The organism is Mycobacterium sp. IS-1742 (assembly GCF_001500125.1).
Lineage (GTDB): Bacteria > Actinomycetota > Actinomycetes > Mycobacteriales > Mycobacteriaceae > Mycobacterium.
The window spans coordinates 75,011-88,678 of record NZ_LQIV01000004.1 but is presented as its reverse complement, the minus strand read 5'-3'; the positions used below and the strand labels follow the sequence as shown (position 1 = coordinate 88,678).

At 69.0% G+C, this 13,668-nt stretch carries 11 protein-coding genes; 5 read left to right on the top strand and 6 right to left on the bottom strand.

The features are described from left to right. Nucleotides 1–3 precede the first annotated feature (3 nt). A complete protein-coding gene (locus AU196_RS04065) occupies nt 4–855 on the bottom strand; it encodes a GNAT family N-acetyltransferase (RefSeq protein ID WP_059093804.1) in 852 nt (283 codons plus the stop codon). Nucleotides 856–928: 73 nt separating this feature from the next. Between AU196_RS04065 and AU196_RS04060 the strand changes: the two genes are divergently transcribed. From AU196_RS04060 to AU196_RS04045, 4 genes are all read left to right on the top strand, one after another. Beyond that, nucleotides 929–2,542, top strand: coding sequence for an FAD-dependent monooxygenase (locus tag AU196_RS04060; RefSeq protein ID WP_059093803.1), 1,614 nt, complete (start codon nt 929–931; stop codon nt 2,540–2,542). Nucleotides 2,543–2,554: 12 nt separating this feature from the next. Further along, entirely contained in the window at nt 2,555–4,441 is a 1,887-nt protein-coding gene (locus tag AU196_RS04055; RefSeq protein WP_059093802.1) for an ABC transporter ATP-binding protein/permease, read from the top strand. Between the two features lie 45 nt (nt 4,442–4,486). Then, the gene (locus tag AU196_RS04050) at nt 4,487–6,394 is read left to right on the top strand and encodes an ABC transporter ATP-binding protein/permease (protein ID WP_059093801.1); all 1,908 of its coding nucleotides are present in this window, start codon (nt 4,487–4,489) and stop codon (nt 6,392–6,394) included. 85 nt (nt 6,395–6,479) lie between these two features. Continuing rightward, complete coding sequence (locus AU196_RS04045) at nt 6,480–8,183, top strand: HNH endonuclease signature motif containing protein (RefSeq protein WP_231737332.1); 1,704 nt, start codon at nt 6,480–6,482, stop codon at nt 8,181–8,183. Here the strand turns inward: AU196_RS04045 and AU196_RS04040 are convergent. From AU196_RS04040 to AU196_RS04030, 3 genes are read right to left on the bottom strand one after another with little or no spacing between them, the layout of a single operon-like run. Next, entirely contained in the window at nt 8,180–9,670 is a 1,491-nt protein-coding gene (locus tag AU196_RS04040; RefSeq protein ID WP_059093799.1) for an FAD-binding protein, read from the bottom strand. The genes AU196_RS04045 and AU196_RS04040 overlap by 4 nt on opposite strands. After that, nucleotides 9,667–10,164, bottom strand: a complete 498-nt coding sequence (locus AU196_RS04035) for a VOC family protein (protein ID WP_059093798.1) — start codon at nt 10,162–10,164, stop codon at nt 9,667–9,669. Before AU196_RS04035 ends, AU196_RS04040 begins: the two co-directional genes overlap by 4 nt. Nucleotides 10,165–10,209: 45 nt before the next feature. After that, nucleotides 10,210–10,908: a TetR/AcrR family transcriptional regulator gene (locus AU196_RS04030; RefSeq protein WP_059093797.1), complete on the bottom strand. Its 699-nt coding sequence runs from the start codon at nt 10,906–10,908 to the stop codon at nt 10,210–10,212. Nucleotides 10,909–11,013: 105 nt separating this feature from the next. Here AU196_RS04030 and AU196_RS04025 point away from each other — a divergent pair, with 105 nt between their 5' ends. Then, nucleotides 11,014–11,454, top strand: coding sequence for a nitroreductase/quinone reductase family protein (locus AU196_RS04025; protein WP_059093796.1), 441 nt, complete (start codon nt 11,014–11,016; stop codon nt 11,452–11,454). Nucleotides 11,455–11,457: 3 nt separating this feature from the next. Here AU196_RS04025 and AU196_RS04020 read toward each other — a convergent pair whose 3' ends face one another. Together AU196_RS04020 and AU196_RS04015 are read right to left on the bottom strand one after the other, a co-directional pair. Further along, complete coding sequence (locus tag AU196_RS04020) at nt 11,458–12,132, bottom strand: Rv1815 family serine proteinase (RefSeq protein ID WP_059093795.1); 675 nt, start codon at nt 12,130–12,132, stop codon at nt 11,458–11,460. Nucleotides 12,133–12,251: 119 nt separating this feature from the next. After that, entirely contained in the window at nt 12,252–13,658 is a 1,407-nt protein-coding gene (locus tag AU196_RS04015) for an NAD(P)/FAD-dependent oxidoreductase (protein ID WP_059093870.1), read from the bottom strand. Between the last annotated feature and the right edge of the window lie 10 nt (nt 13,659–13,668).

Sequence of the window (13,668 nt, the reverse complement as noted above, 5' to 3'; positions counted from 1 at the left end):
CGTTTACGGTACGCGGAACCCGACCGTGACCGAATCACCCACCGGCACGAAACCCAGCCGCTGATAGACGCGGTTACTCGTGGGGTTGTCGAGGTCGGCGAACAGCACCACCTGCTCGGCGCCCGCGTCCAGCGCCCACCGGCAGGCGGCGGCGGTGACGGCCGCCCCGAACCCGCGGCCGCGCGCCTCCGGTGCGGTGTACACCGGGCCGATGCGCGACACGCCGACCGTCGGCGGGCGCACCGCGGCCATGCTGACCGGCGCGCCGCTCGCGGTCCACAACAGGTAGACGTTGCCGACCTCGCGCGCGGCGGTCAGCGTGGCGCGCGCCCGGTTGGGGTCGGGTTGGTGACCGAACACCTCGGCGGCGAATTCGCACTGGTACTTGATCAGGACCGGCTCGTCGGCCCGGCGGGCGACGCGGTGTACGCCGGGCACTCCGGCGGGAGCCGCCAGAATGCCCAGCCGGTACAACCGTTCGGCGGTGACCGCGGCGCGCGCGGTGCCGGTGACCGTGCACCACTGCTGCGCGAACTCCTCGGCCACCTCCCGCGGACCCCGCACTCCGGGCAGAGTCAGCCCGGCGCCGACCATGTCACCGACGACCTCCGCGATCGGCGCCACGGACAGACCGCCGCACAGCAGCGGCAACGGAGGGGTGCGTATCGCGGCGCCGAGCAGTTCTGCGCCGGCGCCCCCGCCGTCCCACACCGTCATCAACACCGGCGTCTCCTCGCTGGGCACCCGCTCGCGCAGCAACGTGAGCTCGACGGTGTGCGCCATCGGCCGGCGCGCATACCAGGCAGCCGCCGACGACACGAAGTCGTCGACGTCTGCGTGCAATCGCAGGGCCATCCGTCCAGCATGGCGGCGTGCGGAAGATCTTGAAACCCCGCCGGGCCGCCGCCTGCAGGACATACTCATCGCTGTGCCCGACACCGCGAACACCCCCGTCCTGATCGCCGGCGCAGGCCCGGTCGGGCTCACCGCGGCGATCGAGTTGAGACGGCGCGGCGTCGACTGCATCGTCGTCGACCCGCTCCCCCAACCCCCGCAGTATGCGAAAGCCGTTGGCGTGCAACCTCGCACACTCGAGGTATTCGAGAACATGGGGGTGTTGCGCGCCGTTCTGGACGCCGGCATCGAGATGAAGGGGCAGTGCGTCTACGTCAACGGCGAACCGGTGACCCGACTGGACCTCTCGCTGCCGGCCACCGTCCCGTTCCGCTTCCTCTGCATCCCCCAGTACGAGACCGAGCGCATCCTGCGCGAGGCGCTCACCGCACGCGGCGGGTCGGTACAGCGCGGCTGGCGGCTGACCGGGTTCGTCCAGGACGACGACGGCGTGACGGCGACGGTGTCGACCGGCACCGGCGAGCGCACCGTGCGCGCCGGGTACCTCGTCGGCGCCGACGGCGCGCACAGCGTCGTGCGCAAATCGCTCGGGCTGACCTTCGACGGGGCGGCGTTCGAGGAGCAGTACATGCTCGGCGACGTCGAGGTGGACTGGACGCTGCCGCGGGGTTACGCCATCCGCTCGATGCACCAGACCGACGGCGTGACCGACGACCTGCTGGTGTGCATCCCGCTGCCCGGTCGCAACCGGTACCGGATGTCGATGCTGGTGCCCGAGGAACTGTCGACCGAGGCGCACGGCGGGGTGGAGCACGGCTTCCAAGGCGGCCGCGCCCCCGAACTGCACCACATCCAGGCCGTGCTGGACCGGCTGTCACCGCAACCCACGACCGCCCGGGATCTGCGCTGGTCCTCGGTCTTCCGGATCAGCCACCGCATCGTCGACGCCTACGGCCGCGGGCGGGTGTTCGTCGCGGGCGACGCCGCGCACATCCATCCGCCGACCGGGGCGCAGGGGATGAACACCGGGATTCAGGACGCCCACAACCTGGCGTGGAAGCTCGCGCTCGCCGTGTCCGGGAACGCCGCGCCCACACTGCTCGACAGCTACGACCTCGAACGGCGCCCGGTCGGTGAGGAGGTGGTGGGGCGCACGGTGCGCAGCGCCCGCCACGGCATCGGCGCCGACTCCGCCGACCTCGACCACGTCATGCTCCGCGAGGCGCAACTGCTCATCGACTACGCGGACAGCCCGATCGTCTCGTCGGCGGGCCCGGTGGCCGAACCCCTGCCGGGTGGCCGCGCCCCGGACGCGACCGGACTCGTCCGGGCCGCCGTGTCGGGACCGCTGCGCCTGTACTCGCTGCTGGGCCGCGACCACACCGCGCTGTTCTACGCCGACGGCGACGCCACGGCCGCGGACGTGGGCCGGTTCGAAGCGGCCGCCGAAGCCGCCGTCGCCGCGGCGCGCGGCGCTCTCGACGTGTATCTGGTGGCCGCACCGTCCGCGGAGGTGGATGCCACGGTGCTGCCGTTGCTGCGGGACGACGACGGCGACTTCGCCCGCAGCTACTCCACGGCGGGCACGTCGGTGTTCGTCGTCCGCCCCGACGGATATCTGGGATTCGCCGCCCACCGGCTCGACATCGAGGCGCTCGAGGGCTTCCTGCACAACACGTTTGGCTGACGGCCACCGCTGATGTTCAGACCGTCGCTCGATTGGGGCTCCGAATTCGCGAACTCGGCGGTGTGGGTGCTCGAGTGCTTCCTGATCACCGCGCCGTGCCTGCTGCTGGTGTTGGCCGCCGTCGGGCGGTTCACCGAGTGGGGCCGCCAGTTCCGGCGGATCACCGGCCGGTATTTCACCGGACGGCAGAGCGTTCCGGTGTGGGCGGGGCTGGCGGCGCTGCTGCTCTCGTCGATCGTGTTGGTGCGGATCAGCGTGCTGCTCAGCTACTACGCCAACGACCTTTTCACGTCGCTGCAGGTCGCCTTCCAAGGCGGGTCCGGCGACGGCGGGGCCGACGATCGCAGCGGTGAACAGGGCTTCTGGGCCACGATGGGAGTGTTCGTCGTGCTGGCCGGATGCTTCGTGGTGCGGCTGCTGGCCGACCTCTACCTCACCCAGCGCTTCATCATGCGCTGGCGGATCTGGTTGAGCCGCAGGCTGATCGACGACTGGCTGGACCACCACGCGTACTACCGCGGCAGGTTCTCCCGCCGGCCGGTCGACAATCCCGACCAGCGCATCCAGCAGGACATCGACGTGTTCACCACCGGTGTCGGGCGCCAGACCAACAACCCGGCCTACACCTCCGACCGGGTCCTGCTCTTCGGTGCGGTGCAGGCGGCGTTGTCCACGGGCGCGTTCAGCGTGATCCTCTGGCAGCTCTCGGGTCCGTTGACGCTGTGGGGTGTCACGCTGCCTCGGGCACTGTTCTGGATCGTCATCGGCTACGTGGCGGTGGTGACGTACGTCGCCGTCGTCGTCGGCCGCCCGCTGATCCGGTTGAGTTACCTCGACGAGGTCCGCAACGCCGGATTCCGGTACGCGCTGGTGCGACTGCGCGACGCCGGCGCCGCCGTCGGGATGTACAAGGGCGAGCGGGCCGAGAACGAGCTGCTGGACGAGAGGCTCTCGGCGGTGATGGCCAACTACCGCCGCTGGCTCAACCGCACGATGCTGTTCATCGGGTGGAACGTGTCGATGAGCCAGGCGATCAACCCGCTGCCGTTCCTGATCCAGGCACAGCGGCTGTTCGCCGGGCAGATCTCGTTGGGCGGGGTCATGCAGTCCGCCACCGCGTTCGGCGTCATCCACGACTCACTGTCGTTCTTCCGCAACGCCTATGACGAATTCGCCGGCTACCGCGCGGCCACCATCCGGCTCGACGGCCTGGTGACCGAGAACGCGCGCGCCCGCGCATCACATCGCATCGCCTGCGAGGCCTCACCCGCCGGGGCGCTGCGCATCGACGGCCTCGACGTGCGCGCACCCGACGGCCGGGTGTTGGTGGACGGACTCGACCTCGCCCTGCCCGTCGGGGAAGCGCTGGTGATCCGCGGCGAGTCCGGGGTGGGTAAGACGGTGCTCCTGCAGACCGTGGCCGGCCTGTGGCCGTTCGCCTCCGGCCGGGTCGAGCTGCCGGAGCCGATGTTCGTCCCCCAGCTGCCCTACCTGCCGCTCGGGGACCTTCGCTCCGCCGTGTCCTATCCGCAGCACGACGGCGCCGTCATCGACCGTCGGATCCAGGAGGCGCTCGTGGCGGTCGCGTTGCCGCATCTGGTGATCCGGCTCGACGAGGTCCGCGACTGGACGCAGGTGCTGTCCGTCGGCGAGCAGCAGCGGATCGCGTTCGCGCGGATCCTGCTGGCCCGGCCCGCGGCGGTGTTCCTCGACGAGTCGACGTCGGCGATGGACGAGGGCCTGGAGGCGATGCTCTACGCGCTGCTGCGGGCGGAACTGCCCTCGACAGTCGTGGTGAGCGTCAGCCACCGCGACACCGTCGAGCAGTTCCACGGCCACGAACTGAGGCTGCTCGGCGACGGGGACTGGCGGCTGGTCCGACTCGCCCGACCAGGTTGAGCGTCCCGACCCGCCACGGGCAGTGGCTCGCGGTACCTTGCCCGAATGGAAATGTTCGCCCCGTCGCTCGACTGGAGCAGCGAGCTGTGGACCTCTCTGTTCTGGATCGGCAGAGCCTGGGTGGTAGCGGCCGTCGTCACGCTGGTGATCCTTGCGCTCATCGTCCGGTTCACGACGTGGGGAAGCCAGTTCTGGCGGGTCACCCGCGGCTACTTCACCGGCCCGGAGAGCGTGCTGGTGTGGGCCTGGCTCGCGGGCATACTGCTGCTGGTCATCGTCAGCGTCCGCCTGTCGGTGTTGTTCAGCTTCCAGGGCAACGACATGATGACCAGCTTCCAGGTGATCGCATCGGGGGTGGGCGCGGGAAACGATGCCGTCAAGGAATCCGGCAAGGACGGCTTCTGGATGTCGATGGCCGTCTTCACCCTCCTGGCCGTCCTCAATGTGGCCGTCATCATGTTCGACCTGTTCGTCACCCAACGGTTCATGCTCAGGTGGCGGACCTGGCTGACCGACCGGCTCACCGGCGACTGGCTCGACGGTAAGGCGTACTACCGGGCGCGCTTCATCGACGCCACGATCGACAACCCCGACCAACGCATCCAGACCGACATCGACATCTTCACCGCAGGCGTCGGCTCGCTGCCGAACACCCCGAACAACACATCGACCAGCACCCTGCTTTTCGGCGCCATCTCCTCGATCGCGTCGATGTATGCGTTCACCGCGATCCTGTGGAACCTGTCGGGGCCGGTGACGTTGCCGTTCGTCGGGGTCGAACTGCCCAAGGCGATGTTCTGGATCGGCATCGTCTACATCCTGTTCGCGACCGTCGTGGCGTTCTGGATCGGCCGGCCGATCATCACGTTGTCCTTCAACAACGAGAAGTTCAACGCCGTGTTCCGGTACGCGCTGGTGCGTCTGCGCGACGCGTCAGAGGCGGTGGCCTTCTACCGGGGAGAGATCGCGGAACGGACCGGACTTCGGCGTCGCTTCACACCGATCGTGGACAACTACAAGAAGTACGTGAACCGGATGGCCGGGTTCCTGGGCTGGAACCTGTCGATCACGCAGGCCCAGGAGTTGATCCCCTACCTGGTGCAGTTCCCGCGGTTCTTCAACGGTGAGCTGACCCTGGGCCAGCTCACCCAGACCGCGAGCGCCTTCCGTGAGATCCTGTCCGGCCTGTCTTTCTTCCGTAACGCCTACGACCAGTTCGCGGGCTATCGCGCCGCGATCATCCGCCTCCACGGCCTGGTGATCGCCGACGAACAGGCCAGGGCGCTGCCGTCGATCGATGTCCGGAGCTCGGTCGACGGACGCGTGGAACTCGACGACATCGAGGTGCGCACTCCGACGGGCAAGCAGCTCATCGAACCCCTCGATCTCACTCTGGAACCCGGCGACGCGCTGGTGATCACCGGCCAGTCCGGCACCGGTAAGACGACGCTGCTGCGGAGCCTGGGTCGGTTGTGGCCCTACGCGTCGGGGACGATCACCTATCCCGGCGACGAGTCGACGATGTTCCTGTCGCAGCTGCCGTACGTCCCGCTGGGCGATCTGCGGACAGTGGTCTCCTACCCCAAGAACACTGGCACGCTGGAGGATTCGGACCTGCGCTCCGTGTTGGAGCGGGTCGCGCTGCCGCACCTGATGGACCGTCTCGACGAGGTTCAGGACTGGGCCAAGGTGCTCTCACCAGGTGAGCAGCAGCGGGTGGCGTTCGCCCGCATCCTGCTGACAAAGCCGAAGGCGGTGTTCCTGGACGAGTCCACCTCGGCGCTCGATGAGGGGCTGGAGCTGATGCTCTACCGGCTGGTGCGCAGCGAGTTGCCCGAGACCATCCTGGTCAGCGTGAGCCATCGCAGCACCGTCGAACAACACCACACCCGGCAGTTGCAGCTTCTCGGCGACGGGCAGTGGCAGCTCGGCGAGGTCGCCGCTCAGTCGTAGGCAGGTTGTCCACAGCGGCGAATTCATCCACAGGCGTGGGATTTTCGCGAGCTCGGTGTCAGACTTCGCTGGTATTTTCGAAAGCGTGTTCGATGGTTCGTTGCCCGAGATCGCCGACTTCTCCGCGCTCAGTGACGCGGAGCTGATCCTGGTGACCGGCGGCTGGGCACGCGTCGAGAACGCCGCCGCGGCCCGCAGGCTGGCCGCCATGGCCGAAGTGTTCCGCCGCCGCACCGGGCTCGACGACGCCGTCGACCGCGACAACTGGTTCGTCGACCCCGAAGCGTGCGCCGTCAGCGAGGTCGCCGCCGCCCAGAACATCACCGAATCGCTGGCCACCTTCCAGACCTATCGGGCAGTCATGCTCGGCGATCGCCTCCCCAAGGTGGCCGCCCTGTTCGCCGCCGGGTTGATCACCGATCTGCTGGTGCGTGCGATCGTGACCCGCACCGCGCTGATCACCGACCCCGGCCTGATGGCCGCCGTCGACACCGACCTCGCCGATCAAATCACCACCTGGGGACCGAAGTCCGCGAACAAGGTTCGCCAGGCCATCGACGCCGTCGTCGAGGCCCACGATCCCGGCGCGCTGCGCCGCACCCGAAACGCCGAACAGGACCGTGACGTCGAGTTCGGCTTCATGGGCGATGAGGCCGGCTTCATGACCGTCTGGGCGCGCATGTACGCCCCCGACGGCGCCGCGTTCGAACAACGCGTCACCGACATGGCCCACACGCTGTGCTCAGACGATCCGCGGCCGATGAAGGAACGCCGCAACGACGCCCTCGCCGCCGTCGCCACCGGCACCGAACTGCGCTGTGAATGCGCCAATCCCGACTGCCCCGGTAGCGCCGCCGGACGGCGCACCAAAGACGTCGTCATCCACATCGTCGCCCACCAAGCGACTGTCGACGCGGCACACGCACAAGCCGAGGCGGAGCCTTCCCCGGCACGTGATGCTGCGCCGGAACCCGACACACGGGATGAAGAAGCCAAACCTCGACCCACAGCGGTGCGGGGCAACGCACTGCAGGCTGAATCCGCTAGTGAGGGTGCGGCAGAGGCGACATCGGAACGCGTTGTCTCTCAGTCCCAGGATGCGCCGGATCCCCAGATGAACGTCGAGGTCGAGCCCGCAACCCAGGCCGAACCAACCCCCGCGGCGCCGCGGCAAACAGCCTGCCCGGCACCGGCGTTCGTCATCGGCGCCGGGGTCACCAACGCCGCCGTCCTTGCCGCGTTCCTCGACCGTGCCAGGGTCCGGCCGGTCATCCACCCCGCCAACGCCGCACCCGAACCGCACTACCGCCCCTCCACCGCACTGCAGGACTTCGTGCGCTGCCGCGACCTGACCTGCCGCTTCCCCGGCTGCGACCAACCCGCCCACCGCTGCGACATCGACCATGCCGTGCCCTACCCCACCGGCCCGACCTGCGCATCGAACCTGCGTTGCCTGTGCCGAAAACACCACCTGCTCAAGACCTTCTGGACCGGCAAGACCGGCTGGCGGGACCGACAATTCGCCGACGGCACCATCGTGTGGACCTCCCCGACCGGACAGACCTACACCACCCGACCGGGCAGCGCCCTGCTTTTCCCGACGCTCGCCGAGCCCGCCGCCCCGGCACCGATCAGCCACACCGACAACAGCGAGCCCGGGACCGACCGCGGCCTCAGGATGCCCAGACGCCGCCGCACCCGCGCCCAGGACCGCGCCCGCCGCGTCCAAACCGAACGCCGCCTCAACGACGACCTCGTCGCCGAACGCGGCAAACCGCCCCCGTTCTAGCGGTGTTGTCTCCTCGTGGCGGCGTGGGTCCCGGCGCGCCTGCCGAAGAACGACCCCTCCCCCAGCTGGGTCCCGCTGGCATAGCCCTTGCCGTCCTGGGCGATGTTCGACGCGCAGGCCCCCGCCGCGTACAGGCCGGGAATCGGCGAGCCGTCCTCGCGCAGCACCTCACCGTCGATCGACACCGCGAGCCCGCCCATGGTGAAGCCCGAGTACATCGCGCGGCCCAGCGAGAGGTCGAAGGCGGCCCACGGACCCTTGTCCTGCGCCGCAACGTATTCCGGCTGCTTGTGGAAGTCCGGGTCCTCGCCGCGCGCCGCGTGCTCGTTGTACCGCTCGAGGGTGGCGGCGAGCTTGCCCTCCGGGATGCCGAGCGCCGCCTCCATCTCGGCGACGGTCTCCCACCCGTCGATGAATTTGATCAGCGGCATCTCCGGCATCTGCATGTGCGCCTCGTCGACGATCAGATACGCGGTCTGATCCGGCTGCGCCAGCACGAAAGCCGATGTGCGCGAATGGTAGGAGTCCTCGGCGACGAACCGCTGGCCGTCCTTGTTCACGATCACCCCGGTCAGCAGGATCTCCGGCGGATACGCGGCGGCGGTGATGAACAACTCATCCAGGTTCTTGGCGACGCCGCCCGCAGAGATCCCCATCCGGATACCGAGGCCATCGTCGTTGGTGTTGCCGAGGATGTACGGCTCGACCTCGCCGTGGTGCTTGGTCTTGCGCTTCTGTCCGAGCGCCGGTGTGTGCTCGGCGACCATCTCGGGATTCATCGCGAACCCGCCCGCCGCGATGATCACCGCGTCGGCCTTGATGGCTCCGGTGTCGCCGAAGTGCTTCCACCTGACGCCGACCACACGGCCGTCCTCGATGACGAGGTTCGTCACGCCGGTCTCGTAGCGGATCTGCACACCCAGGTCATCGGCCCGTTTGAGCAACAGGTCTATCACCATCGCCGCACCGCCCAGCTCACCCGGGACGGGCACGGAGTGCCCCCGCGGCGCGGGCTTCGCCTGCTCGCAGAACGGCCACACCTTCTCGTTACCGGTATAGGACAGGCCCTCGGTGCCCGGCGGCACAACGACTTTGCCCGGGTAGTAGCTGCGTTCGAACTGGAACCCGAGGTTCTCGAGCCACTCGAAGTGTTCGACGCTGCCCTCGCAGTACGCGCGGATCTTGTCGTGCTCCGGGTCCCGCGACATCGCGACCAGGTACTTGTACATCTCGTCGGCGCTGTCGTCGAAGCCGGTGGCCTGTTGCACCGCGGTGCCGCCGCCGAGGTAGAAATGTCCGCCCGCCATCGAGGTGGTTCCGCCCGCCGCGGCCGCCTTCTCCAGCACCAGCACCCGTGCACCGGCGGCCGCGGCGCTCACCGCGGCGCAGCCGCCCGCGATGCCGAAGCCGGCCACCACCACGTCCACCTCGTCCGACCACTCGTGGACCGAGGCGGCCTCGACGGTTTCGGGAATCTCGGTGCTCATGGCTGCTGCTCCTGTTTGACGTAGTCGAAGAACGTGCGTATGTCGTTTGTCAGACAAGCGATCTCGATGTAGGGCACACCGGCGTCCTCGGCGGTGACGTAGGCGAAGCGCATGCCACCGGCCAGCTCGCCGTCCGCGACGACGGTGGCACCGTGCCGCTCGGCATCCCGAACCGCGGTGTCGAAGTCGTCCGGGTCGGTCGCTTCCTGGCAGACATGGTGAAGGCCCGGGCCACACCGGTCGAGGAACTCGGTGTACGGACTCTCCCCGCGTACCGGCGCGATGATCTCGAGTTGGGTGTCACCGGCATAGCTCAACGCCACGTCGGCGACGAAGTCGGCGGGCCGGCCGCGGAACCGGCACGAGTCGGGTCCGAAGTGCACGCCCGGCATGCGCACCCACGTGCGCGCACCGAGCAGGGCCGAGAGCGCCTGCTCGGTGGCATCCAGGTCGCGGGTCACCCAGGCGATCTGGACAGGTGTCTGATTGACCATCGGTGCGAGGATATCGCCCGGCCGCCCCACGCGCTAGAACGTGTTCTAGTTTCGCCTCTCGGCGGGCGGGGCGGCCACCAGATCGATCAACGCCCGGACGTGCAGGTCGAAGACGGCCCGTGGATCGGTGAATGTGTCCGGACCGTACTGACCGAAGACCTCGAGGCTGATCGCCCCGATCAACCCCGCCCACAGCGTGAGCGTCTTGGCCACCGCGCCGTCGCCGCCGGAGAAGTCGAACTGGTGCCGCAACCCTTCGAAGTCCGCGGAAAGCGCCTGCGGCACATCGTTGTTGACCTCGGAGATATCGCCGGCGGCAACGCCGTCCGCCATGGCGCGGAACAGGGCCGCGACCACCCGGGTGCCCGGACCGGTGGTGCGCTCGGCAGGTGCGCGATAGCCCGGGACCGGACTGCCGTACAGGAGCGCCCAGCGCGCCGGTTGCGACACCGCCCAGCCCCGGGCGGCATGGGCCATCCGCAGGACCTGGTCCCGCCATCCGCCCTCACCCGCGGCGGCCGCGTCCACCGTCGACGCCAGTTCGGAATAGGCGTCGACCAGCAGCAGTGTCAGCAGGTCGTCGCGGCTGCTGACGTACCGGTATACCGCGGAGGACACGACGCCCAGGTCCCGGGCGATCGCACGCAGCGAGAGTCCGGAGGGACCGTCGGTGCTCAGGTGTCGACGGCCGACCTCGACGATCTGCGCCTCCATCCGGGCCCGGCTGTCCTGGCGTATCCCCATGACGCCAGTGTGGCACGAAACGAGATCACTGCTCTTGATTTAACCGGAGAAACGGTGCACCCTCGAATAGAGAGCACTGCTCACTCAAATCGGAAGGGGTCAGACATGACCAGCCGCTATGACCTGCCGGGCCGCTTGGCCCGAACCGGGAACGAGTTGATCCGCCGGCTCGCCGAGGCGGGAATCAGCATCGCGGGCTCGCACGCCCTGCGGGTGCGCGGACGCAAGACCGGCAGGACGCGCGGCGTCGTCGTCAACATGTTGTCGGTCGACGGCCGCCGCTACGTGGTCTCACCCCGCGGAAACACCCAGTGGGCCCGCAACGCCCGTGCCGCGGCCGAGGTGGAGATCGGTCCACGCTGGCGGCGTCACACCGTCCGCATCGCCGAGATCGCCGACGTCGACAAGCCGGAACTGCTCAGGCGCTATCTGGATCGGTGGTACTGGGAGGTCAAGGGCCACGTCGGCGGGCTGACCCCCCGATCGAGCGACGACGAGGTCCGCGCAGTGGCCCCGTCGATCCCGGTGTTCGAACTGCTCCGCTGAGGCTCAGGCAGCACCGGCGGTGATGACGACACCCTGTCCGGCCTGCTGCGTGGCCGCCTGCCAGGACACCGCCGCCGGGAACTGACCCCAGGTGCTGTTGAACATCCCGATGATCACCGCACGGCCGTCCGGGGTGTTGGTGTAGACCGGGCCACCCGAGTCGCCCTTCTTGCTCACCACGCCGTTGGCCATGGTGAACCATCCGTTGTTGACGGCCTCGACGACACCGCAGCTCTCCCCGGTGACCACGCCGAAGTGACATACGGGCATCCCCTTGACGGGAACCACCGAGGCGTCGGCGACCAGCGCGCGGCCACTCGGGAGGAGGTTGTTCACCTGCGCCTCGGGTGCCAGTGCGATGGTCTGCCAGTCGGAGATCTGATGGTTGATGTCGATGGTCGTGCCGTCGGGCGTGTTGTCCTGGAAGGCGGTCTGCACGCCGATGAAGTTGCCGCTGCGGTCGTTGACCGGCCCGCTTCCGCGGCAGTGACCTGCGGTGTAGGCCACCCGCTGCTGCAGGTCGACGAAGCCCAACGTGCACACGTTGGTGTCCTGACGGACCTCCATACCGGGGAAGACGAGGACGCCCGGGTCGGCACTGGCAAGGGCCACCGGCGACAGCAGGGCCGCCAACGGTGCCGCTACGGCGGCCAGCACGCTCAGCAGGTGTCGGCGCACGTCTGCTCCCTCCCGACGGTTACAGCGAGTGCGACCCCGTGTGAGCGGCCGCTTGTGTGCTCTCTATCGGGGCCTCGTGCGTTCACGTTACGGAAGCATCACGGTCAGCGCAGAGGAGGTCACGAATCGAAGCCGAGACCCAGTGCGTCGAGGGTCCGCAGGAGGAGGTTGCGCCGACCGGCGGAGTGGTCGGCGCGGTCCAGGGACCAGCGGGTGGCGTTGATGCCGATGCTCGCCAGCGGCTCCGGCGGGAACGGCAGCGGTTTCGCGCGGACCATCTCCAGGCGGGTGCGCGCGGTGTCGGCGCCGTCGAGCAGGTCGAGGCACACGTCGGCGCCGAATCGCGCGGCGCCGACGCCCAGGCCGGTGAACCCGTTGACGTACGCGACGCGCCCACCGCGGGCGAGTCCCCAGTGCGCGCAGAACCGGGTGTTGGTGTCGATGGCGCCCGCCCACCGGTAGTCGAACCGGACCTCCTGCAACTGCGGGAAGGTGAGGAAGAAGTGTGCGGCCAGCCGCCGGTAGCTGTGCGGGCGGTCCTCGTAGGCGGACCTGACCTTGCGACCGAAGTGGTAGATCGCGTCGTAGCCGCCCCACACGATCCGGTTGTCGGCGCTCAGCCGGTAGTAGTGGAACTGATTGGCGGAGTCGCCCACGCCCTGCCGGTTACGCCAGCCGATGCGCGCCAACTGTTCCTCGCTGAGCGGCTCGGTGGCCAGGACGTAGTCGTACACCGGCACCGTGCGGAGCCGGTTGCGCCGCAGCAGGCTCGGAAAGACATTGGTGGCCAGCACCGCCTGCCGCGCGGTCACCCGGCCGGCGGAGGTGTGGACACACACCGTGGATCCGCGGGTCTCCAGTGCCGTGGCGGGGGTCTGCTCGTGGATCTGCACACCGGCCTCCGTGCACGCCCGCGCGAGTTCGAGCGCCAGTTTCGCCGGGTGCACGATCGCGCAGGTGTCCGGCTCGAACAGGCCCGCGCGGTACGTCGGGGAGTCGACTTCGCCGCGCACCTCGCTCTCGTCGAGGAAGCGGCCCGCACCCGATTCAGCCGCCTCCCGCAGCCACGACACCTGATGCGGTTCGGTCGCCACCGTCAGCATCCCGGTGCGCTGCCAGTCCACGTCGAGCCGCAGCCGCTCGATGTCGGCCTGCATCCCGTCGAGGTTCTCCACGCCGAGGCGTTCAAGGAGCTCGATCTCGTTGGGCCAGCGCGACTTTCCGTTCTCCAGACCATGCGTGAGGCTGGCGTCGACGAAGCCGCCGTTGCGGCCCGACGCAGCCCACGCCACGCGGTCGGATTCCACCACCACGATGCGTCGGCCGGGCCGACGTTCGGCGGCGTGCAGCGCTGTCCACAGCCCGGCGTATCCCGCGCCGACGACGACCAGGTCCGCGGTGACCGCGCCGGTCAACCGCGGGTAGCGCGGCCGCGGCAGGTCCAGCCACATCGACCCGGGGACGCTGGGCGCCAGCGCCCTGTCGATCAGCGTCGCGTCGACCGGCGCGTCGAATACCGTCTGCACGCCCCGGAGA